The organism is Stenotrophomonas sp. CS3K5 (assembly GCF_059515225.1).
On sequence record NZ_JCAKRX010000010.1, the window covers coordinates 23,945 to 50,260 of the forward strand.

21 protein-coding genes, 1 other RNA gene and 1 pseudogene are annotated in these 26,316 nt (G+C 67.6%); 8 read left to right on the plus strand and 15 right to left on the minus strand.

The features are described 5' to 3' along the window. Positions 1–3 precede the first annotated feature (3 nt). The 12 genes and pseudogenes from AC5YGJ_RS14820 to mraZ all read right to left on the minus strand — a co-directional run. Positions 4–681: pseudogene (locus tag AC5YGJ_RS14820) on the minus strand (cell division protein FtsQ/DivIB); the annotation flags it as partial. Next, entirely contained in the window at positions 678–1,640 is a 963-nt protein-coding gene (locus AC5YGJ_RS14825) for a D-alanine--D-alanine ligase (protein WP_496186977.1), read from the minus strand. The gene AC5YGJ_RS14825 and the pseudogene AC5YGJ_RS14820, both read right to left, overlap by 4 nt. Beyond that, positions 1,637–3,073, minus strand: a complete 1,437-nt coding sequence (gene murC / locus AC5YGJ_RS14830) for a UDP-N-acetylmuramate--L-alanine ligase (protein WP_249841912.1) — start codon at positions 3,071–3,073, stop codon at positions 1,637–1,639. Before murC ends, AC5YGJ_RS14825 begins: the two co-directional genes overlap by 4 nt. Positions 3,074–3,113: 40 nt before the next feature. Next, positions 3,114–4,199: an undecaprenyldiphospho-muramoylpentapeptide beta-N-acetylglucosaminyltransferase gene (gene murG / locus AC5YGJ_RS14835; RefSeq protein ID WP_309333287.1), complete on the minus strand. Its 1,086-nt coding sequence runs from the start codon at positions 4,197–4,199 to the stop codon at positions 3,114–3,116. Further along, complete coding sequence (gene ftsW / locus AC5YGJ_RS14840; protein WP_496186978.1) at positions 4,196–5,518, minus strand: putative lipid II flippase FtsW; 1,323 nt, start codon at positions 5,516–5,518, stop codon at positions 4,196–4,198. The genes murG and ftsW overlap by 4 nt, the downstream gene beginning before the upstream one ends. Position 5,519: 1 nt before the next feature. Further along, entirely contained in the window at positions 5,520–6,605 is a 1,086-nt protein-coding gene (gene mraY, locus AC5YGJ_RS14845; RefSeq protein WP_057498482.1) for a phospho-N-acetylmuramoyl-pentapeptide-transferase, read from the minus strand. Further along, on the minus strand, positions 6,595–7,989 hold the full coding sequence (locus AC5YGJ_RS14850; RefSeq protein ID WP_496186979.1) for a UDP-N-acetylmuramoyl-tripeptide--D-alanyl-D-alanine ligase: 1,395 nt from the start codon (positions 7,987–7,989) through the stop codon (positions 6,595–6,597). The genes mraY and AC5YGJ_RS14850 overlap by 11 nt, the downstream gene beginning before the upstream one ends. Further along, positions 7,986–9,494, minus strand: coding sequence for a UDP-N-acetylmuramoyl-L-alanyl-D-glutamate--2,6-diaminopimelate ligase (locus AC5YGJ_RS14855; RefSeq protein ID WP_496186980.1), 1,509 nt, complete (start codon positions 9,492–9,494; stop codon positions 7,986–7,988). Before AC5YGJ_RS14855 ends, AC5YGJ_RS14850 begins: the two co-directional genes overlap by 4 nt. After that, a complete protein-coding gene (locus AC5YGJ_RS14860; RefSeq protein WP_107229851.1) occupies positions 9,491–11,335 on the minus strand; it encodes a peptidoglycan D,D-transpeptidase FtsI family protein in 1,845 nt (614 codons plus the stop codon). The genes AC5YGJ_RS14855 and AC5YGJ_RS14860 overlap by 4 nt, the downstream gene beginning before the upstream one ends. After that, positions 11,332–11,595: a cell division protein FtsL gene (gene ftsL / locus AC5YGJ_RS14865; protein ID WP_087921528.1), complete on the minus strand. Its 264-nt coding sequence runs from the start codon at positions 11,593–11,595 to the stop codon at positions 11,332–11,334. The genes AC5YGJ_RS14860 and ftsL overlap by 4 nt, the downstream gene beginning before the upstream one ends. Continuing rightward, complete coding sequence (gene rsmH / locus AC5YGJ_RS14870; protein WP_496186981.1) at positions 11,592–12,560, minus strand: 16S rRNA (cytosine(1402)-N(4))-methyltransferase RsmH; 969 nt, start codon at positions 12,558–12,560, stop codon at positions 11,592–11,594. The genes ftsL and rsmH overlap by 4 nt, the downstream gene beginning before the upstream one ends. Positions 12,561–12,574: 14 nt before the next feature. Beyond that, positions 12,575–13,021, minus strand: a complete 447-nt coding sequence (gene mraZ / locus AC5YGJ_RS14875; protein WP_004143635.1) for a division/cell wall cluster transcriptional repressor MraZ — start codon at positions 13,019–13,021, stop codon at positions 12,575–12,577. Positions 13,022–13,344: 323 nt separating this feature from the next. Here mraZ and AC5YGJ_RS14880 point away from each other — a divergent pair, with 323 nt between their 5' ends. Both AC5YGJ_RS14880 and AC5YGJ_RS14885 read left to right on the plus strand, forming a co-directional pair. Then, positions 13,345–14,121: an NRDE family protein gene (locus AC5YGJ_RS14880; protein WP_496186982.1), complete on the plus strand. Its 777-nt coding sequence runs from the start codon at positions 13,345–13,347 to the stop codon at positions 14,119–14,121. A 101-nt stretch (positions 14,122–14,222) separates the two neighbouring features. Further along, positions 14,223–14,702: a DM13 domain-containing protein gene (locus tag AC5YGJ_RS14885; RefSeq protein ID WP_496186983.1), complete on the plus strand. Its 480-nt coding sequence runs from the start codon at positions 14,223–14,225 to the stop codon at positions 14,700–14,702. An 89-nt stretch (positions 14,703–14,791) separates the two neighbouring features. Here the strand turns inward: AC5YGJ_RS14885 and rnpB are convergent. Both rnpB and rsmI read right to left on the minus strand, forming a co-directional pair. Continuing rightward, an RNA gene (gene rnpB, locus AC5YGJ_RS14890) (RNase P RNA component class A) lies at positions 14,792–15,143 on the minus strand. Between the two features lie 43 nt (positions 15,144–15,186). Further along, positions 15,187–16,005 carry a 16S rRNA (cytidine(1402)-2'-O)-methyltransferase gene (rsmI, locus tag AC5YGJ_RS14895; protein ID WP_249841919.1) on the minus strand — a complete coding sequence of 273 codons (819 nt, stop codon included), beginning with the start codon at positions 16,003–16,005 and terminating at the stop codon, positions 15,187–15,189. An 81-nt stretch (positions 16,006–16,086) separates the two neighbouring features. Between rsmI and AC5YGJ_RS14900 the strand changes: the two genes are divergently transcribed. From AC5YGJ_RS14900 to AC5YGJ_RS14915, 4 genes are read left to right on the plus strand one after another with little or no spacing between them, the layout of a single operon-like run. Beyond that, positions 16,087–17,808 carry a penicillin-binding protein activator gene (locus AC5YGJ_RS14900; RefSeq protein ID WP_496186984.1) on the plus strand — a complete coding sequence of 574 codons (1,722 nt, stop codon included), beginning with the start codon at positions 16,087–16,089 and terminating at the stop codon, positions 17,806–17,808. Further along, a complete protein-coding gene (locus AC5YGJ_RS14905) occupies positions 17,798–18,166 on the plus strand; it encodes a YraN family protein (protein ID WP_249841921.1) in 369 nt (122 codons plus the stop codon). Before AC5YGJ_RS14900 ends, AC5YGJ_RS14905 begins: the two co-directional genes overlap by 11 nt. Further along, positions 18,166–18,774 carry a metal-dependent hydrolase gene (locus AC5YGJ_RS14910; RefSeq protein WP_496186985.1) on the plus strand — a complete coding sequence of 203 codons (609 nt, stop codon included), beginning with the start codon at positions 18,166–18,168 and terminating at the stop codon, positions 18,772–18,774. The genes AC5YGJ_RS14905 and AC5YGJ_RS14910 overlap by 1 nt, the downstream gene beginning before the upstream one ends. Next, complete coding sequence (locus tag AC5YGJ_RS14915) at positions 18,771–20,156, plus strand: FAD-binding oxidoreductase (protein ID WP_496186986.1); 1,386 nt, start codon at positions 18,771–18,773, stop codon at positions 20,154–20,156. Before AC5YGJ_RS14910 ends, AC5YGJ_RS14915 begins: the two co-directional genes overlap by 4 nt. Positions 20,157–20,312: 156 nt before the next feature. On the opposite strand, the gene AC5YGJ_RS14920 is transcribed toward AC5YGJ_RS14915, so the two are convergent. After that, a complete protein-coding gene (locus AC5YGJ_RS14920; RefSeq protein WP_496186987.1) occupies positions 20,313–21,005 on the minus strand; it encodes a hypothetical protein in 693 nt (230 codons plus the stop codon). 335 nt (positions 21,006–21,340) lie between these two features. Here AC5YGJ_RS14920 and AC5YGJ_RS14925 point away from each other — a divergent pair, with 335 nt between their 5' ends. Continuing rightward, positions 21,341–23,758 carry an autotransporter family protein gene (locus tag AC5YGJ_RS14925; protein ID WP_496186988.1) on the plus strand — a complete coding sequence of 806 codons (2,418 nt, stop codon included), beginning with the start codon at positions 21,341–21,343 and terminating at the stop codon, positions 23,756–23,758. Positions 23,759–23,876: 118 nt separating this feature from the next. Then, complete coding sequence (locus AC5YGJ_RS14930; protein ID WP_496186989.1) at positions 23,877–26,246, plus strand: autotransporter family protein; 2,370 nt, start codon at positions 23,877–23,879, stop codon at positions 26,244–26,246. Positions 26,247–26,316 lie beyond the last annotated feature (70 nt).

Genomic DNA, 26,316 nt, shown 5'->3' on the forward strand with positions numbered 1-26,316 from the left:
GCTCAGCGTGAAACCATTGGTGTAACGGAGGTCGGCGCGCTCGATCGGCGCGTCCTGGCGGTTGAGCTGTGGCAGCACCTTGACGAAGCGCTGCAGGCGCGAGCGCGCGTCGTCACGGCCGACCACCACCTCGGTGCCGTTGCTCAGCACCAGCGACCAGCTGCCGCGCGCGTCCATCGTCACCCGCCGCACGTCCACACCGGCCGGTGCGAACAATGCACGCGAGTCGCTGTACAGCTTCATCACTTCTTCGGTCTGGCTGTCCGGGCCGTCCAGCTCGGGCAGTGCCAGGTCGGACAACTTCTTCGGCGTGGGGAACAGCTTGCCCTGCTCGGAGACCAGGCGATCGTTGCCCCAGCGCGCGAACGGCTTGTGCTCGACCAGGGTCACTTCCAGCACGTCCGGCCACTGCTTGCGCACCCGCGCACTCTCCACCCACGGCAGGTTTTCCAGCGCATCCTGGGCATCCTGCAGCTTGACCGCGAAGAAGCCGGCGCGCGCGTACGGCAGCAGCACCTTCTGCAGCTGCTCGGCCGGTACCCGCTTGAACTCGCCGTGCACGCGCAGCTTCGCCAGCGGCCAGCGCTCGGCGCCGACCCAGCCATTGACCACGGCCACCACCGGCAGTGCAACTACCGACAGCGCCAACAGCCAGACGAAGATGCGCAGCAGCGCGTTCATGCGTGCCTGGCCTCCAGGGTCTGCTCCAGCACGCGCCACACCAGTTCCTCGAAACCGATGCCGGCCTGGCGTGCGGCCTTGGGCACCAGCGAATGGCTGGTCATGCCCGGCGCGGTGTTCACTTCCAGCAGGAAGAAACGGCCGCTGCTGCGGTCGCGCATCACGTCCACGCGGCCCCAGCCACGGCAGCCGGCAGCGCGGAACGCGGCCAGCGCGATGCGCCGGATCTCTTCTTCGGCGTCACCGTCCAGGCCCGGGCACAGGTATTGGGTGTCTTCGGCGATGTACTTGGCGTTGTAGTCGTACCACTGGCCCTTGGGCACGATGCGGATCGACGGCAGCGCGACATCGCCGAGGATGGCCACGGTCAGCTCATCGCCGACCACCATCTGTTCCATCAGCAGCTGGCCGTCGTAGCGTGCAGCCAGCGCCACCGCCTCATCCAGGCCGGCCTCGTCGGTGACCCGGCTGATGCCCACGCTGGAACCTTCATTGGCCGGCTTCACCACCACCGGCAGGCCCAGTTCTGCGGCCAGCGCATGCACGTTGGAGGCATCGACCTTCCGGTACTGCGGGCTCGGCAGGTCCAGCGACAGCCACACCTGCTTGGTGCGGATCTTGTCCATGCTCAGCGCCGAGCCCAGCACGTCCGAACCGGTGTACGGCACACTGAAGGCGTCCATCAGGCCCTGCACGATGCCATCTTCACCGCCACCGTTGTGGCCGTGCAGGATGTTGAACACGCGGTCGATGCCACCGGCGGCCAGCGCCTTGGCCAGCGCCGGGATGCCATCCACCGCGAACGCATCGACGCCGCGCGACTGCAGCGCTTCAAGCACGTTGCGGCCCGAATCCAGCGACACCTCGCGTTCGCTGGAGCTGCCGCCGAGCAGCACGGCAACACGGCCGAACACGGCCGGGTCGGTCACGCGCAGCGGCGGGAAGGTCAGCGTGCTCACGCCTCGCCCTCCGCCTTGAAGCCTTCCACCGCGATCTGGGTGGCCACAGCGCCGATGTCGCCTGCACCCATCATCAGCAACAGGTCGCCGTCCTGCAGGACGTCCGGCAGCACGCTGGCCAGTTCGGCAGCCTTGCCCACCACCACCGGCTCGCTGCGGCCGCGCGCACGGATGGCGCGGGCCAGCGCATGCGAATCGGCACCGGCGATCGGTTCCTCACCAGCCGGGTAGACCTCGCTCAGCACCAGCGCATCGACGCTGGACAGCACTGCGGCGAACTTGTCGAACTGGTCGCGGGTACGGCTGTATCGGTGCGGCTGGAAGGCCACCACCAGGCGCTTGTCGGCCCAACCACCGCGGGCGGCGGCGAACACCGCCTCCAGCTCGCTCGGATGATGGCCGTAGTCGTCGATGATGCGGACCTTGGCACCGCTGGCGGTGGTCACTTCGCCCAGATCGTTGAAGCGACGGCCAACGCCGGCGAAGCTTTCCAGCGCACGCGCGATCGCGTCCGGGGCCACGCCCAGCTGCCAACCCACGGCCGCAGCGGCCAGTGCGTTCAGCACGTTGTGCTTGCCCGGCAGCGCCAGTACCACTTCCTGGCTGGTGCCCTGCGGCAGGCGCAGGGTGAAGCGCATGCGCGAACCTTCCTGCACCACATTCTCGGCGCGCACGTCGGCCTGCGGGCTCATGCCGTAGCTCATCACGTGGCGCGGGGTCCTGGCGGCCAGCGCGGCCACTTCCGGGTCATCGATGCACAGCACGGCCAGGCCGTAGAACGGCAGGCGCTGCAGGAACTCAGCGAACGCCGCCTGCACGCGGGCGAAATCGTTGCCGTAGTTCTCCAGGTGGTCGGCATCAATGTTGGTGATGATCGACATCAGCGGATTCAGGCGCAGGAAGCTGCCATCGCTTTCGTCGGCCTCGGCCACCAGCCACTGGCCACCGCCCAGCTTGGCGTTGGCACCGGCGGCCAGCAGCTGGCCACCGATCACGAAGGTCGGGTCCAGGCCACCTTCGCTCAGCACCGCAGCGGTCAGGCTGGTAGTGGTGGTCTTGCCGTGCGTACCGGCCACCGCGATGCCGCGGCGGAAGCGCATCAGCTCGGCCAGCATTGCCGCACGCGGCATGATCGGAATGCGCTGGCTGCGCGCTTCCATCAGTTCCGGGTTGTCTTCGCGGATCGCGCTGGACACCACCACGCAGTCGGTGCCCAGCACGTTGGCCGCCGAATGGCCGCGCATGATGCGCGCACCCAGGCTGGCCAGGCGGCGGGTGGCGCCGTTGTCAGCGTTGTCCGAGCCGGACACTTCATAGCCCAGCGTCAGCATCACTTCGGCGATACCGCTCATGCCGGTGCCGCCGATACCGACGAAGTGCACGCGCGGGAACGCGCGCACCAGGTCGTTGGTGTCGTGCAGGCGACGGATCATGCGCGGCCTCGCGCAGGGCAGGCGCGGTGGCATGCCTTCTTCATACAGCTTCCTCAAGAATGATATCGGCGATGCGCTCGGCGGCATCGACCTTGGCCAGGGCACGCGCGGCTTGCGCCATCTGCATGCGGCGGGCGGGATTTTCGGACAGATCGCGCAGCAGTGCGGCAATGCCGTCGGCCAGCGTTCCGTCCTGCTTCAGCAACACCGCCGCGTCGCGCTCGACCAGGTACTCCGCATTGCGGGTCTGGTGGTCATCAACAGCGGCGGGGAATGGCACCAGCACGCTGCCGACACCGACCGCGCACAGCTCGGCCAGGGTCGACGCGCCAGCACGGCATACCACCAGGTCGGCCCAGGCGAAGGCCTCGGCCATGTTGGCGATGAACGGCGTGATTTCAGCCTGCACGCCGGCCTTGGCATAGGCCTCGACCGCTTCGGCATGCAGCTTCTCGCCGCTCTGGTGGCGCACCTGCACCGGCACGTCCGCGCCCAGCGCCGCGATGGCCTGCGGCACGCCGGTGTTGAGCGCACGCGCACCCTGGCTGCCACCGACCACCAGCACGCGAAGTGGACCGTGGCGGTCGGCAAAGCGCTGCTCGGGCGGTGCGATGGCGGCGATTTCCGCGCGCACCGGGTTGCCGACGAACTCTTCGCCCTTGGCGAAGGTGCCCGGGAAACCGGTCAGCAGGCGGCGCGCGTAGCGCGACAGGATGCGGTTGGTCAGGCCCGGCGCACGGTTCTGCTCATGCACGATCAGCGGCAGGCCATGCAGACGCGTGGCCATGCCACCGGGGCCGGAGGCAAAGCCGCCGAAGGCCACCACCGCGCGCGGCTGGCGCTTGCGGATGATCATGCCGGCCGCACGCAGCGCGCGCATCAGCCGCCACGGTGCACCCAGCAGGGCCAGCTTGCCCTTGCCGCGCAGACCGGTGATGGCCAGCGTGTCGATGGCGATGTCCTGCTGCGGCACCAGGCGGGTTTCCATCGCGCCCTCGGCGCCCATCCAGGTGACCGGCACGCCGCGCTCGCGCAGCACGCGGGCCACGGCCAGGCCGGGGAAGATGTGGCCGCCGGTACCACCGGCCAGGATCATCACCGGGCGGGCGTTGGAGGTGCTGCTCATGACAGCCTCCCGAACGTCGGTTCGATGCGCGACTGCAGGCGGCTGGTGCCACGCGCGGCATTCGGCGCGGTGGTGGCCGCCGGTTCGGCGCTCGTCGGTACGCTGGCCGCCGCAGGTGCAGCAGGTTCGTCCATCGGCTCGGCAACGGCATCTTCGGCGCCACCACCGATACGCACGGCCTGGCGGCGCTCGGCGCGCTTGAGTTCATAGGACACGCGCAGCAGCAGGCCCATCGCCACGCAGGTCATCAGCACCGACGAACCGCCGGAGGAGATCAGCGGCAGGGTCAGGCCCTTGGTCGGCAGGATGCCCAGGTTCACGCCGATCGAAACAAAGGTCTGCATGCTGATCCACAGGCCGATGCCGAAGGCGATGTAGCCGGAGAAGTGGCGCTTCATTTCCACGCAGCGCATGCCCAGCCAGAAGGTGCGGCCCACCAGCAGCGCGTACAGGGCCACGATCACGCAGGTGCCCAGGAAGCCGAATTCCTCGGCGGTGACCGAGAAGATGAAGTCAGTATGCGCCTCGGGCAGGTAGTACAGCTTCTGCACCGAATTGCCCAGGCCAACCCCGGTCCATTCGCCACGGCCCACCGCCATCAGCGCATTGGACAGCTGGTAGCCGTCGCCCTGCTGGTCGGCCCACGGGTCCAGGAACGAGGTGATGCGGCGCATGCGGTACGGCTCGATGATCGCCAGCGCGCTCATGCCAACCAGGCCGATGATCACCGGCATCGACATGCGCGGCATGTTCACCCCGCCCAGCACCAGCATGCCGGCGGTGATCGCCAGCAGCAGGGTGGACGAACCGAAGTCCGGCTGCAGCAGCAGCAGCACCACCAGCGCACCGGCCACGCCCAGCGGCTTGAGCATGGCCGGCCAGGTCGCGTTCACTTCATCGCGGAAGCGCACCAGGTAGCTGGACAGCCAAACGATGTAGAGCACCTTCACCGCTTCCACGGTCTGGAACTTGGAGATGCCCAGGTTGATCCAGCGGCGCGCACCGTTGACGGTGCTGCCCAGGCCCGGCGCGAACACCGCCAGCAGCAGCACGAAGCAGCCCAGCAGCAGCATCTGGTTGTACTGCTCGATGGACTTCAGCTCGGTACGCGCGGCCACCACCGCCAGCACGATGCCGACCGCCAGGAAGATCAGGTGGCGGTTGAGGTAGTAGAACGGGCTGCTCATCAAGGCGATCGAGCTGGACGCCACCATCACCACGCCGACACCGGTGAGCGCGATGATCGCGCCCAGCAGCCACTTGTCGTAGCTGCCTTCGATGGCTTCAAGGCGTGTTGCCTGGCGGGACAGGTCGTTCATCTCAGCGCACCTTCAACGTGGCCAGGCCGATCAGCACGAGCACGACGGAGATGATCCAGAAGCGCACGATCACGCGCGGTTCGGGCCAGCCCTTCAGTTCGAAATGGTGGTGGATCGGCGCCATGCGGAACACGCGCTTGCCGGTCAGCTTGAACGAGGCGACCTGGATCATCACCGACAGCGTTTCGATGACGAACACGCCACCCATGATCACCAGCACCAGCTCCTGACGGGTGATCACCGCGATCGTGCCCAGCACCGCGCCCAGCGACAGCGCGCCGATGTCGCCCATGAAGACCATGGCCGGATAGGTGTTGAACCAGAGGAAGCCCAGGCCGGCACCGGCAATGGCCGCGCAGATGATCACCAGCTCGCCGGCTCCCGGAATCTGCGGGATCTGCAGGTAATTGGCGAACACCACGTTGCCCGAGGCATAGGCGAACACGCCCAGCGCGCAGGCCACCAGCACGGTCGGCATGATGGCCAGGCCGTCCAGGCCATCGGTCAGGTTCACCGCGTTGGAGAAACCGACGATCCAGAAGTAGGCGATGGCCACAAAGCCGATGCCGGCCAGCGGCAGCGCCACCGACTTGAACATCGGGATATAGAAGGTCAGCGCCGCCGGTACGTCGGCGGTCTGGAACAGGAAGATGCCCGCGGCCAGGCCGAAGATCGACTGCAGCAGGTACTTCCAGCGCGACTTCAGGCCGTTCGGGTCGCGACGGACAATCTTGATCCAGTCGTCATACCAGCCGATGGCGCCGAAGCACAGCATCACCGCCAGCACCAGCCACACGTAGCGATTGCGCAGGTCGGCCCACATCAGCACCGACAGGGTGACGGTAAGCAGGATCAGCGAGCCGCCCATGGTCGGCGTGCCGGCCTTGGAGAAGTGGGTCTGCGGGCCGTCGCTGCGGATCGGCTGGCCGCCCTTGAACTGGGCAAGCTTGCGGATCATCGCCGGGCCCAGCCACAGCGACAGGAACAGCGCCGTCAGCGCGGCAAGGATGGCGCGGAACGTCTGGTAGTTGAACAGCCCGAACAGGCTCTCCAACTGCTGCAACCATCGAGCCAGTTCATACAACATGCGGGGATTCCTCTCCTTGCGCCAGCAGCGCTTTGACGATCAGGTCCATGGCACTGCCACGGGAACCCTTGACCAGGCAGCGCACACCAGCGTGCAACTCGTCCTGCAGCGCCTGTGACAGCGCATCATGGGTGGCGAAATGGCGGCCACCTTCACCGAAGGCGGCCGCAGCAGCGGCAGTGAGCGGACCCAGCGCGTACAGCCGCTTGAGACCGGCCGCGCGGGCGCGCAGACCGGCCTGGGCATGCAGCGCCTCGGCATCCGGGCCCAGCTCACGCATGTCGCCCAGCACCAGCCAGCCCTCTTCCGGCGCAGCGGCCAGGGCGTCGATGGCCGCGGCCAGCGAACCCGGGTTGGCGTTGTAGCTGTCATCCACCAGCACCGCACCGTTGTGCAGCTGATGGGCGATCTGGCGGCCCGGCACCGGCTGTGCCTCGGCAAGCCCGGCCGCAATCAGCGCCAGATCGATACCGGCGGCCAGCGCCAGGCTGGCGGCGGCCAGCGCGTTGCTGACGTTGTGGCGGCCCGGCAGCCCCAGCACCACGCGAGCCTCTCCCGTCGGCGCGACCAGCACGAACTGGCTGCCCTGTGCACCGCCACGGATATCACGCGCGGTGACCTCGGCGGTGTGCTCCAGGCCGTAGCGCAGCACGCGGCAGCGCGGCGGGGTGCCGACGAAATGCTGCTCGAACCAGCGCCCGTAGGCATCGTCCACGTTGATCACCGCCACGCCATCGGCCGGCAGTGCCGCGTAGATCGCGCCCTTGGTGACCGCCACGCCGAGCAGGCTGCCCATGCGCTCCAGGTGCGCCGGGGCGATGTTGTTGACCAGCGCATAGCGCGGGCGGGCGATGTCGGTGAGGTAAGCGATGTCACCCGGCTTGCCGGCACCCATCTCGTAGACGGCGTAGTCGGCATCTTCCGGCGCGTCGATCACCGCCAGCGGCAGGCCGATCTCGTTGTTGCGGTTGCCCGGGTTGGCGTAGACCACCCGGTGCGCCTCGCGCGCCACCTGCTGCAGGATCGACAGCAGCAGGCTCTTCACGCTGGTCTTGCCATTGCTGCCGGTGATCGCGAACACCTCGGTGCCGCGGTCGCGCTGCATGCCGGTGGCGATCTTGGCAAGCGCCAGCTCGCTGTCGGCCACCAGCACCTGCGGCACGTCCAGCGGCAGCAGGCGTTCGACCAGCAGCGCGCTGGCACCGCGTGCCAGTGCGTCGGCGGCGAAGTCATGGCCATCGAAGCGCTCGCCACGCAGCGCCACGTACAGGCTGCCCGGGCCGAGGCTGCGGGTGTCGTTGCTTACAGCGTCGATGGCCACGTCATCGCCGTGGATCTCACCGCCGGCCCAGTGCGCGATCAGCGAAAGCAGGGTGCGCTTCATGCGGCGCCCTCCCCGGCCTGTGCCTGCAGAACACCGGCCTTGGCCGCCAGCGCAGCCGCCGCCACTTCGGTGTCGTCGAAGTCATGGCGCACGCCGTTCACTTCCTGGTACGGCTCGTGGCCCTTGCCGGCAATCAGGATGATGTCGCCGGCACCGGCGCGCTTCACCGCCAGGCCAATCGCACGCGCGCGGCTGCGCTGCACGGTCACCGCCCCGGCGTTCTGGAAGCCGGCCAGGATGTCGGCCACGATCACGTCGCCATCCTCGCCACGCGGGTTGTCGTCGGTGACGATGACCTGGTTGGCCAGGCGCTCGGCAATGGCGGCCATCTGCGGGCGCTTGCCTGTATCGCGTTCGCCACCGCAACCGAACACGCAGAACAGCGCGCCGTGCAGGTGGCCGTGCAGGCTGTCCAGCGCCTGTTCCAGCGCGTCCGGGGTATGTGCGTAATCAACCACCACGGTCGGCAGACCGTCTTCGCCACCGAGGCGGTTCATGCGGCCACGGATCGGCTGCAGCGCCGACAGCACCTCGGCGATGCGCGGCAGCGGCTGGCCCTGCGCATGCAGGGTGCCGGCCACGGCCAGCAGGTTGTCCACGTTGAAGCGGCCCAGCAGCGGCGACTGCACCGCGGCGCGCTGGCCGTCGATGACCAGTTCAAAGGCGATGCCACGGCCATCCAGCTGCAGCGCTTCGGCGCGCACGCCGGCCTCGCTGGCACCGCGCGAGCTCAGGCCGATCGGCTGCACGCCCGCCGGCAGGCCGGCGAACAGCTGGCGACCGAAGGCGTCGTCCAGGTTGATCACCGCCGCCTTCAGGCCCGGGCGATGGAACAGCCGCGCCTTGGCCGCGCCATAGCTGGCCATGTCGCCGTGGTAGTCCAGATGGTCGCGGGTGAGGTTGGTGAACACCGCCACGTCGTAGTGCACGGCATCCACGCGGCCCTGGTCCAGCGCGTGCGAGCTGACTTCCATCGCCACCGCACGCGCACCGGCGTCGCGCAGCTGCGCCAGCAGCGCATGCATCTGCAGCACCAGCGGGGTGGTGAAGCCGGTCGGTTCAACCGCACCATAAAGTCCGGCGCCGAGCGTGCCGATACTGCCACTGGGCGTACCGAGCAGGTGCCAGGCCTGGGCCAGCAGCTGCACGGTGGAGGTCTTGCCGTTGGTGCCGGTCACGCCAACCATCGCCATCGCCCGCGACGGCGCACCATGGAACTGGTCGGCCATCGCGCCCATGCGCGCGCGCAGACCCGGCACCGCGATCGCATCGGCCGGGGCCGGCAGCTCGGCAGGCGCCGGCGGTTCGAACAGGATGACGCCAGCACCGGCCGCACGGGCCTGCTCGACAAAGCCCAGGCCATGCGCGCCGAAACCGGCGATGGCGACGAAGGCATTGCCGGGGCGCACGGCGCGGCTGTCCAGCACCAGGCCGGTCAGAACGGGATCATGGCCCGCCAGGGCCACGTCCGGAAGCAACTGCGAAAGCAACATCGAAGGACTCATTGCGTGCCTCCCGTAGCGGGCGGCGTCTGGGCGTGCGCGCTGGGCAGCGCAGCATCGAATTCGGCGGCGGCATCAGCCGGCAGCGCGGCTTCGGCCGGCGGCGCAGGCAGGATCGAAGCCGAGTGGCCGACCTTGCCGGACTGCTGTGCGGCCAGCCACGACTGCAGGTCGTCCAGCGGCACGTCCATCAGGCGCAGGGTGCCTTCCATCACGTTGTGATAGACCGGCGCCGACACCAGGCCGCCGTAGAACTTGCCGGCCTGCGGGTCATTGATGACGATGACGGTGGCAAAGCGCGGGTTGGTGGCCGGCACCACACCGGCGAACAACGCGTTGTAATGACCACGCTCGTAACCGCCGGGGCCGGCCTTGCGCGCGGTACCGGTCTTGCCGGCCACGCGGTAGCCCAGCACCGCCGCCTGCTTGGCGCCGCCCTGGGTCACCACCGTTTCCATCATCGCCACCACCTGCTTGGCGACGTTCTCGTCGATGATCTGCTGGCCTTCATTGCGCTGGCCCTTGACGAAGGTCGGCGCGATCAGACGACCGCCGTTGGCCAGTGCCGAATAGGCAGTGGCAATCTGCAGCGGGGTGACGTTCAGGCCGTAGCCGTAGGACATCGTGGTCTTGGTGGTACCCGACCAGCGCGCCGGGCGCAGCACCACACCACCGGATTCACCCGGGAAACCACTGTGCGGCACCGAGCCATAGCCGAAGCGGCGCACGCCGTCGTAGAACACCTGGTCCGGCATCTTCGCCGCAACCTTGGCCGCGCCCACGTTCGAGCTGCGGGTGATCACGCCGGTCACGTTCAGCACGCCGTTGTTGCGCGGCACGTCGCGGATGGTGAAGCGGCCCAGGGTCATGTAACCCGGGTTGGTGTCGATGATGGTGTCCTTGGTCACCGCACCGGCCTGCAGCGCGGTGGCAATGGTCAGCGGCTTCATCGTCGAACCCGGCTCGACCAGATCGGTCACCGCACGGTTGCGGCGCGCATCGGGCAGCGCGCCGGTCAGCGAATTCGGGTTGTAGGTCGGCAGGTTGACCATGGCCAGGATCTCGCCGGTGGTCACATCCATGATCACCATCGAACCGCCGGCCGCCTTGTTGGCCACCAGCGCGTTGCGCAGTTCCTTGAACGCCAGGTACTGGATGCGGCGGTCGATGCTGAGGGTCAGGTCCTTGCCCGGTTCGGCGGCGCGCAGCAGATCGCTTTCGACGGTCTCGCCCTTGCGGTTGCGGATCACCCGCTTGGCACCGGCCTTGCCGCGCAGCCATTCGTCGAACGCCAGCTCCAGGCCTTCCTGGCCGCGGTCGTCGATGTTGGTGAAGCCCAGCACGTGCGCCATCGCCTCACCCTGCGGGTAGAAGCGGCGGAACTCGCGCTGTGCAGCCACGCCCGGAATCTTCAGCGCCACCACCTTCTCTGCCTCGTCCGGATTGATCCGGCGACGCAGGTACATGAATTCCTTGTCCGACTTCTGCGACAGGCGGCTGCTCAGCTCGTCCACCGACATGCCGACCGCCTGCGCCAGTTCCGGGATGCGCTCGGGCGAGCGCAGCAGGTCCTGCGGGTTGACCCAGATCGAGGCGACCGGCGTGGACACCGCCAGCGGCTCACCGTTGCGGTCGGTGATCATGCCGCGCGAGGTCTTGATCGGCAGCTCACGCAGGTAACGGGCTTCGCCCTGGCGCTGGTAGAAATCGCTGTTGATGATCTGCACGTAGGCGGCACGACCGACCAGCGACACCGAGCACAGGCCAAGCGCCAGCGCGACCCAGCGCAGGCGCTGGCGCAGGTTGAAGGCGTTGCGCGGGCGGTTGCGGCCGGTCTTGCTCATGGCCGCACCACCACGATGTCGGCGGCCTCGGGGAACTTCATGCCGAGCTTCTCGCGGGCGATGCGATCAACACGGTTGGCTTCGGCCAGCGTGGCCTGTTCCAGCTGCAGGCGGCCGAATTCCAGATTGATGTCATCGCGCGTGCGCTCGGCGCGCGACAGCTCGATGAACGTCTGCCGATGACGGTGACGCACGAACACGACGCCGATCGCCGAGGCCACGGTCGAGGCCAACAGGATGATCAGCAGCAGCCGGCTCATGCGCTGGCCTCCCGCTTCTGCGCCACACGCAGCACGGCGCTGCGCGCACGCGGGTTGGCGGCCAGCTCTTCGTCGGTGGCCTTGATGGCACCACCGATCAGGTCCAGCGTCGGCACGAACGCCACCGCCTCGGGCAGGCGACGGTTGGCCGGCGGCGCCTTGGCCAGGCGGTTCATGTACTGCTTGACGATGCGGTCTTCCAGCGAGTGGAAGCTGATCACCGCCAGCCGGCCACCGGGCTTGAGCCGTTGCACCGCCGCATCCAGGCCGGCTTCCAGATCGGCCAGCTCGCGGTTGATGTGGATGCGGATGGCCTGGAAGCTGCGCGTGGCCGGGTGGATCTTGTCTTTCCCACGCGGCATCACCGAAGCGATCAGCTCGGCCAGTTCGGCGGTGCGGGAGAACGGCTGCTTCTCGCGGCGGGCCACGATGGCGCGGGCGATGCGGCGGCTCTGGCGCTCTTCGCCGTAGGTCCACAGCACGTCGGCAATCTCGCGCTCTTCCACGCGGTTGATCCACTGCGCGGCGCTTTCGCCGCTGTCCGGGTCCATGCGCATGTCCAGCGGGCCGTCCTTGCCGAAGCTGAAGCCACGTTCGGCCACGTCCAGCTGCGGCGACGACACGCCCAGGTCGAACAGCACACCGTCCAGGCCTTCAGCCGTCGCATCCCACTGCAGCAGCTGGGCGAAGCTGCCACGGAAGATGGACACGCGCGCATCCGGCGCGAAATCGCGCTCGGCAACGGCGATGGCTTCCGGATCCTTGTCCATGACCAGCAGGCGCCCCTCGGGACCGAGCTGGGTGAGCACGCCACGTGCATGACCGCCACGACCGAACGTGCCATCCAGATAACGTCCGTTTTCGATCACCCTCAGGCCTTCGATGACCTGGGTGTACAGGACCGGCAGGTGCACCGCCGGCGACTGCGACACCGGAAGGTGACCGGTCTGCGCTTCTGGGCGCATCCGGGCACCCCGGCTCACAACTTCAGGTCGAGCAACCCATCACCCAGATCCTCGTCAGACAACGTCTGCTGGATCAGGGCCCGATGCGCCTGCTCGCTCCACAATTCGAACTTGTCGCCCATACCGAGCAATACCGCCTTCTTCTCAATGCCCACCGCACCGCGGTGGCTGGCGGGGATGCTGATGCGACCGTTGCCGTCCAGCTCCAGATGGGCGGCCGAGCCGACCAGCTTCTGCTGCAACAGGCGCACGACGCGCTGGGTGTTGGGCTTGGACATGACGTCGTCGCGGACCCGCTCCCATTCCGACTCTGCATACAGCCACAGGCAGCCGGCTTCGAACGGGTTGTAGGTCAGCACGAGACGGTTGTTGCTGGCGCGCGCGACGAGGTCGCGGTAAGCGGTGGGAACCGCCATGCGCCCTTTATCGTCAACTGTGATGGCCGTCTCGCCCTGGAACACGACGCGTGCACCTATCCTTCGCCCGGTGAAACATTGAACCACGAAAACCCACAAAACACCCGGATTTCCCTCTGATGCCCACCTTAGCAGCGGCCAAAGGGTTGTCAACAACTTTTCAGCGGGGAAATCGCCAGCCGCATCAATGGCTTGCAACAACCTTTAGAGAATTGTTCAAGGCTTATCCACAAGTTGCTGATCCGTCTCAATTTTTGAGATTGAACGGAAGTTCAGGGGTGTGGACAGGGCGTGAAACATCGGCCGCGCATTCATCCGCAGCGGGTCGAAAACGGCGTCAGACTGCGCAAACGGTGCACAATGAGGCCATGTGCCTGCTCGCTCTTGGCTGGATGCACCACCCGCGCTGGCGGCTGGTGATGATCGGCAACCGTGATGAGTTCCACGCCCGCCCGACCGCGGCGCTGGCCCCCTGGCAAGATGAGACCTCCGTCATCGGTGGGCGCGACCTGCGCTCCGGCGGTGGCTGGGCCGGCGTCGGTGCCGGCGGCCGGATGGCAGTGGTCACCAATGTCCGCGATCCGCTGGCCGCACAGACCGGCCCGTCGCGCGGCGCGCTGGTGGCCGACTTCCTGCGTGGCCGCGACCCGGCCGCGGTCCATATCGAGCGTTTGGCGACCGTGTCCGGCGCCTATGCCCCGTTCAACCTCCTACTGGCCGATAACGACAGCCTGGAGTTCCTGGGCAACCACCCCGCCGAACGCCAACACCTGGCCCCCGGCGTGCACGGCATGTCCAATGGCGCGCTGGACGCCCCCTGGCCGAAGACCCGTCGGCTGATGGCCGCGCTTTCCGCCTGGCTGAAGGAAGACGGGGTCAGATCCCGTTCCCAAGGGGAAAGGGATCTGACCCCGCTCTGGCAGGCCCTCGCCGACGAACACCGCCCCGCCGACAGCGACCTGCCCGACACCGGCATCGGCCTGGAGCGCGAACGCTGGCTGAGCCCGGCTTTCATCCGCGGCGACGACTACGGCACCCGCGCCAGCACCGTGCTGCTGATCGGCGCCGATGGCCACGGCCAGATCCACGAGCGCCGCTTCGGCCCACAGGGTGTCGCCCTTGGCCAGAGCCAGGTCGATTTCTGACCCTGTACCTGTTTTCTGTGTCTATAAATGTCTGCCTGCACGCCACACGATGACCGGGCGCGATCCTGCCGCGCGCCCCACCGATCCACAGGGAGTCATCGATGCGCCGTGTTCTCGTACTTGCCGCCACCCACCTGCTCACGCTCGGCCTCGGCTTCGGCCTGGGCGTGTACCTGCTGCCGATCCTGATCGCCCCGGATGATCCGCCGGTCGCCCAGGTGCAGGCCGCCATGGGCGACGCCCGCTACCACACCACCTTCCGCCGCGACCTCAAGGGCAGCGACGCGGTGCACTGGGCCGACGGCAAGGTCAGCGTCAGCGCGCGCCAGGTCGCGTTCGACGGCAAGATGGGCCCGGGGCCGGACTACAAGGTCTACCTGGTGCGCGACTTCGTCGACAACAAGGCCGACTTCCTGAAGATCAAGGCGCAGGCCCAGCGCATCGGCGAAGTGAAGACCTTCAACCGCTTCCTGGTCGACGTGCCTGAAAGCGTCAACGTGGACGACTACACCACCGTGGTGGTGTGGTGCGAACGCTTCGAGCAGTTCATTTCCGCAGGCCAGTACCGCATGCCGGGTTGAACAACATCCCGAGCATCTGAACGGAGAGCAGCCGAGCATGGCTCGGCTCTACTGTAGAGCCGAGCCATGCTCGGCTTACCGTAAGAAAGAGGCGGAGCCGGCCGATAAGCCGGGTTCTGTCGTGGACAGTCATTCCTCTAGGCGTTACGTCACCGCAACGCTCAAGCAACCTACCCGGATCCAACGCGGGCCGCGCCAAAGGATCCCTATTTGGTCTTGCTCCAGGTGGGGTTTGCCGTGCCGGTCTGTTGCCAGACTCGCGGTGCGCTCTTACCGCACCATTTCACCCTTACCGGCCTTCCGAAGAAGACGTAGGCGGTATCTTTCTGTTGCACTTTCCGTCGGCTTGCGCCGCCCAGGCGTTACCTGGCACCTTGCCCTATGGAGCCCGGACTTTCCTCGGCACCCCCTAAGGGATGACGCGACTGTCTGGCCGGCTCCGCCAGCGCGCATTCTAGCGCACGCGGGGGGTTTCTGCCCGGCGCTACCGGCCGTACAACGCCTTGCGCGGTGCGCCGGTCAACTCGGCGGCGAGCTTGGCGGCGGTCGACGGCGGCAGATGTTCACTCAATTTGGCGTACACCCGGCGGCCATGCGCCAGCTGCGCTTCCTCGTCATCGCCGGCGCCCTGCACCATCACCACGAACTCGCCCTTGCGCTGGTTCTCGTCGGCCTCGACCTGGGCCAGCAGGCCGGCCAGATCGCCATCGAGCACGGTTTCGAACAGCTTGGTCAGCTCGCGCGCCAGCACCGCCGGGCGCTCCCCGCCGAAGATCGCCGCCATGTCGGCCAGCGATTCGGCGATGCGATGCGAGGATTCGTAGAACACCATCGTGCGCACTTCACCGGCCAGCGCCTGCAGGCGGTCGCGGCGGCCGCTGGCCTTGGCCGGCAGGAAGCCTTCGAAGCTGAAACGGTCGCTGGGCAGGCCGGCCACGCTCAGCGCGGCGATGGCGGCACAGGCACCGGGAATCGGGCTGACCTTGATGCCGGCCGCACGGGCAGCACGCACCAGGCGGAAGCCGGGGTCGCTGACCAGCGGGGTGCCGGCATCGCTGACCAGCGCCAGCGATTCGCCGGCCTGCAGGCGCGAGACCAGGCGCTGCGCGAGGGCCTCCTCATTGTGTTCGTGCAGGGCCACCAGCGGCTGCTGGATGCCGAAATGGGACAGCAGCTGGCCGCTGCGGCGGGTGTCCTCGGCACAGATGGCGGCCACCGAACGCAGCACCTCCTGCGCGCGCGGGCTCAGATCGGCCAGGTTGCCGATCGGGGTGGCGACGACGTACAGGGTTGGCACACTCATTTCAGCGGTACTCACGGGGCAAGGGTAGAATCGTAGCGTGTACCCGGCCAAGGCCGCTGCCCTCATCGCATGGACCCGATCATGAACAAGCCCGCCGCACGGATCTCCGCCCTGTCGTTGTCGCTGCTGCTGATGGCTGGCTGTGCCACCACCAGCCTGACCAGCGCGCCCGAATCGCCGGGCCAGAGCCAGGCGCTGGCGCTGATCGACCAGGGCAAGCCGCGCGACGCCGCACTGCAGCTGGAAGGCCTGGCCGCCACCCTGCGCGGCGGTGCCCGCGCCAACGCCCTGGCCGATGCCGCCTGGGCCTGGAACCTGGCCGGCGACAGCGCCCGCGCACGCAGCCTGCTGGGCCAGCTCACCGCCCGCCAGCTGTCCGGTGCCAGCCTGCAGCGCTACCAGCTGACCGGCGCCGAGCTGGCACTGGCCGACAAGCAGCCGGCGCAGGCGCTGGCGCTGCTGAAGGACAGCGGCGACAACGTGCTGCCGGCGCTGCGCACGCGCTGGTACCTGGCCCGCGCCGCCGCCCTGCAGGGGACCGGTGACAGCTTCGGCGCAGCTGCCGAACGTGCCCGCGCGCATGCCGGCCTGACCGGCACCGCCCGCAACGAGAACCAGGCCGCCATCGCCGGCCTGCTCGGCACCCTCGACGACACCACCCTGCGCAGCCGCGCCGCCGCGCTGCCAGCCAACGACCCGCTGTACAACTTCGCCGGACGCGCACTGATCGCGCGTGGCCTGCAGCTGCCGCGCCCGTTCGACCGTGATGGCGCGGCCCAGTTCGATACCAGCAAGCGCCCACCGGCACTGAGCGACGGGTACCGCCCGCCGGTCAAGCTGGCCGTGCTGCTGCCGCTCAGTGGCCGCCTGGCCACCGCCGCGCAGCCGGTGCGCGATGGCCTGCTGGCGGCCTACTACGGCGAGACCCGCCGCCGCCCGGACATCAATTTCATCGACACCGCCGGCACTCCGGCCGGTGCGCTGGCCGCCTATGACAAGGCCGTCGCCTCCGGCGCCGACTTCGTGGTCGGCCCGCTCGGCCGCGACGAAGTGGATGCCGTGTACGGCCGCCAGCAGCTGAAAGTGCCGGTGCTGGCGCTGAACCGTGGCAAGGACGCACCGCCGGCCGGCAGTGCCGGTTTCTCGCTGGCACCGGAAGACGACGGTATCGTCGCCGCCGAATACCTGCGTGGCCGCGAGCGCGGCAAGGCGCTGGTGATCAACAGCGCCGACGACACCGGCCGCCGTGCTGCCGCCGCCTTCGCCCAGCGCTTCGCCCAGCGTGGCGGCCAGGTGGTGGCCACGATCGGCGTCAGTGACGCGGTCGGCGATGTCGGTGCGCAGGTGCGCAATGCCGGCCAGGTCGATGCCGTGTTCCTGGCTGTGCGCGCGCCGCAGGCCCGCCTGCTGGCTCCGCAGCTGGCGCTGGCCGGTGCCGGTGGCGCCACCCGCGTCGGCACCTCGCAGCTGACCGTCGGTAGCGGCAAGGTGGAAGAAGACGTGGCGCTGGACGGCATCGTCTACCCGAACGAAGCCTGGAACGTGCGCAGCGTGTCTGGCCTGCCCTCGGCCAGCCAGGTCGCCAGCACCCTGCCCAGCGCACGCGGTGCCGCCGGCCGCCTGTTCGCCTTCGGTGCCGATGCCTGGAAGATCACCGCCTACCTGGACAAGCTGTCCAACGAAGGCGGCCTGGACGGTGCCACCGGCACCCTGTTCCTGGACAGCAACGGCAACATCCTGCGCCAGCCGGCCTGGTCCACCTTCAATGGCGGCCGGCCGATGCCGATCGTCGGTGGTCGCTGAGCGCAGCCAACGGGGCTCGGCGGTGGAAGCCGCCGCCGAGCAGCACCTGCAGCAGGCCGGTTTGTTGCCACGCGCGCGCAACGTGCGTTATCGCGGCGGTGAACTGGACCTGGTGATGGACGACGCCGGCACCGTGGTGTTCGTGGAAGTGCGTTACCGCGCGCGATCTGATTTCGGTGGCGGTGCGGCCTCGGTGGATGTACGCAAATGCCGACGTGTGGCGCATGCCGCGTTGTTGTACCTGCAGGACCATCCGGCGCTGGCCGATGCGCCTTGCCGCTTTGATGTGGTGGAAGCCACGGGTGAACCGCCGCAGCTGCATTGGCTGCGCGATGCGTTCCGGTTGGATGATTGCTGATGCCTTCGATCATCACCCATGCCGCTGTGCCGCTGGCGCTGTGGTGCGCCGCCGATCGTGGCCGCATTCCGGCGTGGCTGCTGGCTGCGGGTGTGGTCGCGGCCATGCTGCCCGATGCCGATGTGCTGGCGTTCGCGCTGCACATTCCCTATGCCGATGCGTTCGGCCATCGGGGTGCCAGCCATTCGTTGTTGTTTGCCGGCGTGCTGGCGGCGTTGGCCGCGGTGTTGGCGTTCTTTGGTAGCGGCCGACCTTGGTCGGCGGTTTCGTGCCAACCAAGGGTGGCACCTACCACGGCGCGGCCAACGGTGGCGTCCACCGTACAGGCGGCGGTATTCGTCTTCATCTGCGCCGCCAGCCATCCCCTGCTCGACGCGATGACCTCCGGCGGCCTCGGCGTTGCCCTGGCCTGGCCGTGGAGCGAACAACGCTTCTTCGCCCCGTGGCGGCCGATCCGCGTTTCACCGTTTGCCCCGCAGTTCTTCAGCGCACGCGGCATCGCCACGCTGCTCTCTGAACTACGCTGGGTGTGGCTGCCGCTGGCCGGCGCCGTTGTTGCCTGGAAACTGATCCAACCCGCTCCTGCTGCCCCACGAGATCCGTCATGAGTACTGCCCTGCCCGCCGCATTGATTGCCGAACTGTCTGCCCTGCTGGGCGCGGAGGGCTGGCGCATGGATGACAACGCGCTGGAGGCGAACGCGCAGGACAACTCGTGGCGCCACCAGCGCCCTGCCGCCGTCGCGCTGCCCGCCAGCATCGAACAGGTGCAGGCACTGGTGCGTGCCTGTCGCGTGCACGGCGTAGCGCTGGTCGCACGCGGCGCAGGTACAGGTACCACCGGCGCAGCGGTACCAGTGCCGGGCAGCATCGTGCTGTCGTTCACCCGCATGGACCGCATCGTCGAGATCCGCGCCGGCGACCGCTGCGCCGTGGTGCAACCGGGTGTGTTGAATGGCACGCTACAGCAGGCGCTGGCGCCGCATGGCCTGTTCTGGGCACCGGACCCGTCCAGCGCGGAGATCTGCAGCGTGGGCGGCAACCTGGCCTGCAATGCCGGCGGCCCGCGCGCGGTGAAGTACGGCACCAGCCGCGACAACGTGCTCGGCCTGGTGGCGGTGACCGGTACCGGCGAGGTGATCCGCTGCGGAGGCGCCTACACCAAGGATGCCACCGGCTACGACCTCACCCACCTGCTGGTGGGCAGCGAAGGCACGCTGGCGCTGATCGTGGAAGCCACCCTCAAGCTCACCCCGCTGCCGGTCAGCCAGGCCGGCCTGCGCGTGCTGTATCGCGATGCCGATGCTGCCGCTGCTGCGGTGTCACGCCTGATGTCGCAGCCGGTGGTGCCGACGCGTCTGGAATTCATGGACGCACGCAGCCTGCAGCTGCTGCGCCTCAACGGCGCCGAGGTGCCGGAAGCTGGCGCGATGCTGCTGGTCGAAGCCGATGGTGATCTCGACACCCTGCCCTACCTGCTGCAGGCGCTGGCAACTGCCGCCGAAGGCGACGGCATGATCGAACTGGACGTGGCGATGGAAGGCCGCGCGCGCGACCAGCTGTGGGCGGCGCGCAAGGCGCTGTCGCCGGCACTGCGCAGTGTGGCACCGGGCAAGATCAACGAAGACGTGGTGGTGCCTGTATCGCGCATTCCCGATCTGGTGGCGGGCGTGCAGGCCCTGGCGCGCGAGTATGTGCTGACCATCGTCACCTTCGGCCATGCCGGCAACGGCAACCTGCACGTCAACATCCTCTATCACCCGGATGACGCCGACGAAAACGCACGTGCGCATGCCGCGCTGCCGAAGATCTTCGAACTGACGTTGGCGCTGGGCGGAACGCTGTCCGGCGAACATGGCATCGGCCTGGCCAAGCGCGATTTCATGGCGCAGGCGTTCACCCCGGCAACACTGGCAACGATGCGCGCGATCAAGGCCGCCCTGGATCCGGACGGCATCCTCAACCCGGGCAAGGTGCTGCCGCCTGGGTGATGCAGGCCGATGCATCCACCGCACTGTAGAGCCGAGCCCATGCTCGGCTGCCGTCCGCTCAGGTCACGATGACCCCGCGCTTCGCGCGGTGAGCCGAGCGTGGGCTCGGCTCTACATCGGGCTGCAATGGCGGTACATGCGCATTCACGGTTGGACTCACGGCGCCGAATCGAACACCACGGTTACATCGCCCTGCCAGCGTGACTCCGGAGCTTTCAGCATCTCCGCCACAGCGGGGCCGGTGGCGGCAAAACGCAGCCGCGAGTGCCGGTTCTGCAGGTACGACTGCGGCGTGAAGCGCGGTGCCACCTGCCCGCTACGCTCACTCACCAACGGCGTATTCCGAGCGAACGCGCCACTACGCATCTCGCGCATGCCCGGCATGGTGACATCCACATTGATCGGCACCACCTCGCGCGTTGCGGCGTTGGCAACATCGCACTGGCCACCCAGGTCATGCTCGCAGCGCATCTTGACGCTGAACCCGTTGGAGCTGGTCAACAGGAACGGCAGTTCCTGCCGCAGTCGTGCCGGCGGCTTGCCATGCCGCGTCCACTGGCTCCAGCCGCCAACCGGCGCCAGGCTGACCTTCGGGCTCGGCTCGGTGAAGGTGGCCTGGAACTCATGGGACACGGTCGGGGTGAAGCTGACGATCAGCTCCGTATCGGACAGACGGGCATTGGTGCCGAAATCAAAATCGCCGCCCGGGCCCAGCGTTGTGTGCAACCACCCGGTGTACTCCCCCGATTCCACCGCCAGCGGATTCGGGGACTGCACCAGATAGCCGATGCTTACTTCGCCCAGCATCATCGCGGATTCGAATGCGAAGTTGGTGCGCTTGACACTCACGCTGCGGTTGTGGAGCAGAGCCCGTGCTCGGTTCTGACGCGGGACGAGAACGGCAGCCGAGCAAGGCTCGGCCCTACAGGAGACGAAGCAGGCGAAGGTGGTCCGGACCGCCCCATGGTGTTGGGATGAGCAGTACCTGAAGCGTCCTACCGTTCCCCATGTGCTTTACAACAATTTGTATGGGACGGCTGCGGGCGGGGGATGAGACTACGCCCAAAAATGGCATCCAGTTTCGCTCTCAGCCCACCAGATCACATTGCTTTCACGAGGAATGGATGCAAGCCCAGGCTCGTCCATCGCAGTCGAGCCGCCCCGCTCCACGACAAGGAATCCCGATGACCCTCGCCCATACCGCACGCCCGCATGGCATGCCCCTGCAACGCCCACTGCTGCGCAGCCTCCTGCTTGCGCTGGCGGCTGGCCCTCTTGGCACAGCGATGGCCGGTGAGCTCGATGGCCAGACAGCTGAAGTTGTCGCCGGTGATCCGGTCGAGGCATGGCGTCTCATCAATGGCTCCCATCTGACCGTGCGTGGCGGCCAAACCGAGCAGATCCAGGCAGAGGATACGTCGCAGGTCATTCTCGACCGTGCCCAGGTGAGCCGCAGCGGCAATCAGATTGCCGCCATCCAGCTATGGGAGCGATCCTCATTGATCGCCGACTCGTCGAGGATCAACGGCGAGGTGGAACTCAGAGGCGGCAGCACTTCGCTGACAGTCAAGGACAGCAGCATCCGCGTGTCGGCAGCGGATCTCAGCCCCAACGCCGCAAAGTCGGTAGGCGTAGGACTGTCACAGGGGCTCGACGTCAGCACCCGCGATGCGCCTTATGCCCTGATCGATGGCACGTCGATCCACGTGGACGATCTCGCCTCACCCACTCGTCCCTATAACAGTGGCCTCGGCGTGCGCATGCTGGTCGGCCAGATGGACATCGTCAATCGCTCCCGCATTGTCGCCGCCAACGTGGGCGCCATGCTGTGGGGCGAGCGCAACGGTGACGGCATGCTGCGCCTGCATATCAATGACTCCACGCTGCAGTCGGGACGTGGCGCGGCCATCCATGTGATGCCGATGTTCGACAACACCTACGACATCACCGTCGCCAACGGTGCACAGCTGATCGCAGGCGACGGCACGCTGTTGCGTGTCGCGCGCGAGGGCAGCGTTCTTGCCGCGCGGACCGACGTTGACTTCACGGTGGACGATGCCCGTCTCATCGGCGACGTCACCTTCGACCCCTCTTCCGTCACCAACGGCACACTGGATGTGATCCTGCGCAACAACGCGCAGATCGACGGGCGCTTCCTCAACGTCACCACCGCCAGCATCGACGGCGGCAGCACCTGGCTGATGACCGGCGACAGCACTGTCGGCCACCTCACCCTGGGCAGCACCGGCACGGTGGCACTGGGCAACGCCAGCACCTTCAACACGCTCAACGTGGACCAGTTCACCGGCAACGGCGGCACCCTGCTGTTCAATACGGTGCTGGGTGACGATGCCTCGCTGACCGACAAACTGGTGATTGCCGGTGATGCCAACGGACAGGCCAACGTGCGCGTGCTCAATGCCGGCGGTGCCGGAGCGAAGACCGAACGTGGCATCGAACTGATCGATATCGGCGGTGCCTCCAACGCGCAGTTCGACCTGGTCGGCCGCGCCGTGGGCGGCCAGTACGAGTACTTCCTGGTGAAGGACGCCAATGGCAACTGGTACCTGCGTTCGCAGACCGGCGCCGGCCCGGACCCGTGCCTGCTGGACCCCACTCTGCGCGAGTGCAAGCCGATTGACCCGGTGGACCCGGTCGACCCGATCGACCCGGTGGACCCGCCACCGCCCGTGCTGCGCCCGGAAACCGGTGCCTATCTGGCCAACCAGTTCGCACTGGACCAGATGCTGCGCCACAGCTATCGCGACCGCCAGAGCGGCGCCACCGCCAACGACGGTGTGCGCGGCTGGGCGCGCGTGGACACCACGCAGAGCAAGCTGGGCGCGGTGGATGACCAGCTGGACCTGCGCGTGGACCGTTCGCGCCTGCAGCTGGGTGCCGACGTGGGCGCGTTCGATGAGGGCCGTGGTCGCGTGGGCCTGATGGGCACGCTGGCGCAGTCGCGTTCGACCTCACGTTCGGACATTACCGGCTACAGCGCACGCGGCACGCTGGACGGTGGCGCACTGGGCGTCTATGGCAATTGGTCCAACGATGCGCTGTACGTGGATGCCAGCGTTCAGCGCGGCCAGTTCCGCAACCGCGTGCAGGGCGAAGGCCTGGCCGAAGAGCGCTATGACTCGGACCTGTGGCAGTCGTCGCTGGAAGCCGGCTACCGCATCGGCATCGGGCAGATCGGCGGCACCGCACTGAGCCTGCAGCCGGAGCTGCAGCTGGTCTACACCGGCGCAAAGACCGACGTGCACACCGAAGCCAATGGCACGGTGGTACGTGCACTCAGCCACAGCGGCCTGTCCGGCCGCGCCGGCCTGCGCCTGCAGGGTGAATCACGCTCGGCAGTGGGTGCCTCGGTCAGCCCGTACCTGGCGGCCAACTGGTACCGCGATGGGGCCGGCAACGGCATCGCCTTCGATGATGAGGTTTTGAAAGCGGGCATTCCGCGCAACCGCTATGAACTCAGTGCAGGTGCACAGATTCAGTTCCGTTCCGGGCTCAGTGCGCGGGGTGGCTTCGGCGTGATGCACGGTGACAGCGGCTACCGTGAAGCCGGCGGCAGCTTGAGCGTCGCGTACCGCTGGTAAGCGCGGAAAAGCAGCGCGTACTGCACGTTGTAGAGCCGAGCCATGCTCGGCTCTACAGGACGCAAGAGGTCATGGGCATCTTCCGCTCCAGGAACCTCCTCACTTCCGTGGCTGACCTATGAAGCTCACATCGAAACCCCGACACCACCGTCTTTCCACGGCGCGCCCCGGCTTTCTCGCCTGCTACCTGCTCACCGGGCTTGCCAGCACTACTTTCAATACGCAGGCGCGCGAACTGGTGGATGATGCCGCGCAGGTACTCCCAGGCCATCCAGCACAGTCCTGGCGACTGCTGCAAGGCTCGCACCTGCAGGTCAACGGTGGCGAAACACTTGGCATCAAAGTGTTCGATGGTTCCTCTGTGGTCCTGTTGAATGCAGTGGCACGACTGCCTGATCACTCCGGGCAGTACACCACGATTCAGCTGGAAGGCACGGCATCGCTGGCAGCACACGACTCTTCGATCCTCGGCAGAGGGCTGGCGCTGGCGGACGCGGCCTCGGCGCAACTGTTCGGCAGCAACGTGCAGGTCACCCGCGCGGCTGGCCTGGGCGCTTTCGACAGTACCTCGGTCGGAATCGACCTGACCCACAACACCGGCGCGGTATCAGGGGCGCGAGTGGAGCTTGACGCCACCCACGTCCGCGTTGAACAGACTCAATTTCAGATCCCGGGCAACACCGGTGTCGGCCTGCGCATGGCTCAAGGCCACGTTGTAGTGCGCAAGGGTTCCCACATCGATGCAGATCATATCGGCATGGTCCTTTACAGCGCCGGTGATGATCTGACCAGCAGCATTGTGATCGATGACTCGACCGTCATGGGCCGCACCGGTGCGGCAATCCGCGTCGCCACCATTCGGAGAGCCCCTGCATTCGACATCACGGTCTCCAACGGCTCCCGGCTCTGGGGCGGCGATGGCCATCTGCTGCAAGTGGGCCCGTTTATTGGCGTGCCTGGCGCTTCCAGGGTTCGCTTCAGCGTGGACAACGCACGGCTGGCAGGCGACGTTGCCAGTGACGAAGCCAGCGCACGACAGGGCACACTGGATGTGATCCTGCGCAACAAGGCACAGATCGACGGGCGCTTCATCAACGTCACCAGCGCCAGCATCGACAGCGGCAGCACCTGGCTGATGACCGGCGACAGCAACGTCGGCCACCTCACCCTGGGTGCGGGCGGTACCGTGGCGCTGGGCAATGGCAGCACCTTCAACACGCTCAACCTGGACCAGTTCACCGGCAACGGCGGCACCCTGCTGTTCAACACCGTGCTGGCTGACGACACCTCGCCGACCGACACGCTGGTCATTGCCGGCGATGCCAATGGCCACGCCAACGTGCGCGTGCTCAATGCCGGCGGTGCCGGTGCGAAGACCGAGCGTGGCATCGAACTGATCGATATCGGCGGTGCCTCCAACGCGCAGTTCGACCTGGTCGGCCGCGCCGTGGGCGGCCAGTACGAGTACTTCCTGGTGAAGGACGCCAATGGCAACTGGTACCTGCGTTCGCAGACCGGCGCCGGCCCGGACCCGTGCCTGGTGGACCCGGTGGACCCGGTGGACCCGCCGCCGCCGGTACTGCGCCCGGAAACCGGTGCCTATCTGGCCAACCACTTCGCACTGGAGCAGCTGCTGCGCCATACCTATCGCGACCGCCAGAGCGGCGGCGCCGCCAGCGATGGTGTGCGTGGCTGGGCGCGCGTGGATGCCACCCACAGCTCGCTGGGTGCGGTGGACAACCAGCTGGACCTGCGCGTGGACCGTTCGCGCCTGCAGCTGGGTGCGGACATCGGCGTGTTCGACGAAGGCCGTGGCCGCATCGGTGTGATGGGCACCGCCGCACGCAGCAGCGCCACCTCGCGTTCGGACATTACCGGCTACAGCGCACGCGGCAAGGTGGATGGTGGCGCGCTGGGCGTCTACAGCAACTGGGCCAACGACGCGCTGTATGTGGATGCCAGCGTGCAGCGCGGCCAGTTCCGCAACCGCGTGCAGGGCGAAGGCTTGGCCGAGGAACGCTACGACTCGGACCTGTGGCAGTCGTCGCTGGAAGCCGGCTACCGCATCGGCATCGGGCAGATCGGCAGCACCGCACTGAGCCTGCAGCCGGAACTGCAGCTGGTCTACACCGATGCGAAGATCGACGTGCATATCGAAACCAACGGCACCGTGGTGCGTGCAGCCGGCAGCAGTGGCCTGTCCGGCCGTGCGGGCCTGCGCCTGCAGGGCGAATCACGCTCGGCAGTGGGTGCCTCGGTCAGCCCGTACCTGGCGGCCAACTGGTATCGCGACGGCGTCGGCAAGGGCATCGCGTTCGATGATGAAGTGCTGAAGGCCGGCATTCCGCGCAACCGCTATGAACTCAGTGCCGGTGCGCAGATTCAGTTCCGTTCCGGGTTCAGCGCGTGGGGCGGGTTCGGCGTGACGCGCGGTGACCGCGGTTACCGTGAAGCCACCGGCAACCTGTCCGTGGCGTACCGCTGGTAATGAATAGAGAACAGCGCCGTTTCTACGCCGAGCATGGGCTCGGCTCTACAGGACTCCGCAGCGGATGCGC

What these genes read in the sequence shown, in the direction of transcription:
- murC (WP_249841912.1), bottom strand. Translation starts at nt 3,073, where the DNA reads ATGATCCGTCGCCTGCACGACACCAACGACCTGGTGCGCGCGTTCCCG.
- AC5YGJ_RS14860 (WP_107229851.1), bottom strand. Translation starts at nt 11,335, where the DNA reads ATGAGCAAGACCGGCCGCAACCGCCCGCGCAACGCCTTCAACCTGCGC.
- AC5YGJ_RS14915 (WP_496186986.1), top strand. Translation starts at nt 18,771, where the DNA reads ATGAGTACTGCCCTGCCCGCCGCATTGATTGCCGAACTGTCTGCCCTG.
- murG (WP_309333287.1), bottom strand. Translation starts at nt 4,199, where the DNA reads ATGAGCAGCACCTCCAACGCCCGCCCGGTGATGATCCTGGCCGGTGGT.
- rsmI (WP_249841919.1), bottom strand. Translation starts at nt 16,005, where the DNA reads ATGAGTGTGCCAACCCTGTACGTCGTCGCCACCCCGATCGGCAACCTG.
- AC5YGJ_RS14925 (WP_496186988.1), top strand. Translation starts at nt 21,341, where the DNA reads ATGACCCTCGCCCATACCGCACGCCCGCATGGCATGCCCCTGCAACGC.
- AC5YGJ_RS14880 (WP_496186982.1), top strand. Translation starts at nt 13,345, where the DNA reads ATGTGCCTGCTCGCTCTTGGCTGGATGCACCACCCGCGCTGGCGGCTG.
- mraY (WP_057498482.1), bottom strand. Translation starts at nt 6,605, where the DNA reads ATGTTGTATGAACTGGCTCGATGGTTGCAGCAGTTGGAGAGCCTGTTC.
- AC5YGJ_RS14885 (WP_496186983.1), top strand. Translation starts at nt 14,223, where the DNA reads ATGCGCCGTGTTCTCGTACTTGCCGCCACCCACCTGCTCACGCTCGGC.
- AC5YGJ_RS14910 (WP_496186985.1), top strand. Translation starts at nt 18,166, where the DNA reads ATGCCTTCGATCATCACCCATGCCGCTGTGCCGCTGGCGCTGTGGTGC.
- AC5YGJ_RS14900 (WP_496186984.1), top strand. Translation starts at nt 16,087, where the DNA reads ATGAACAAGCCCGCCGCACGGATCTCCGCCCTGTCGTTGTCGCTGCTG.
- ftsW (WP_496186978.1), bottom strand. Translation starts at nt 5,518, where the DNA reads ATGAACGACCTGTCCCGCCAGGCAACACGCCTTGAAGCCATCGAAGGC.
- AC5YGJ_RS14855 (WP_496186980.1), bottom strand. Translation starts at nt 9,494, where the DNA reads ATGAGTCCTTCGATGTTGCTTTCGCAGTTGCTTCCGGACGTGGCCCTG.
- rsmH (WP_496186981.1), bottom strand. Translation starts at nt 12,560, where the DNA reads ATGCGCCCAGAAGCGCAGACCGGTCACCTTCCGGTGTCGCAGTCGCCG.
- ftsL (WP_087921528.1), bottom strand. Translation starts at nt 11,595, where the DNA reads ATGAGCCGGCTGCTGCTGATCATCCTGTTGGCCTCGACCGTGGCCTCG.
- AC5YGJ_RS14850 (WP_496186979.1), bottom strand. Translation starts at nt 7,989, where the DNA reads ATGAAGCGCACCCTGCTTTCGCTGATCGCGCACTGGGCCGGCGGTGAG.
- AC5YGJ_RS14930 (WP_496186989.1), top strand. Translation starts at nt 23,877, where the DNA reads ATGAAGCTCACATCGAAACCCCGACACCACCGTCTTTCCACGGCGCGC.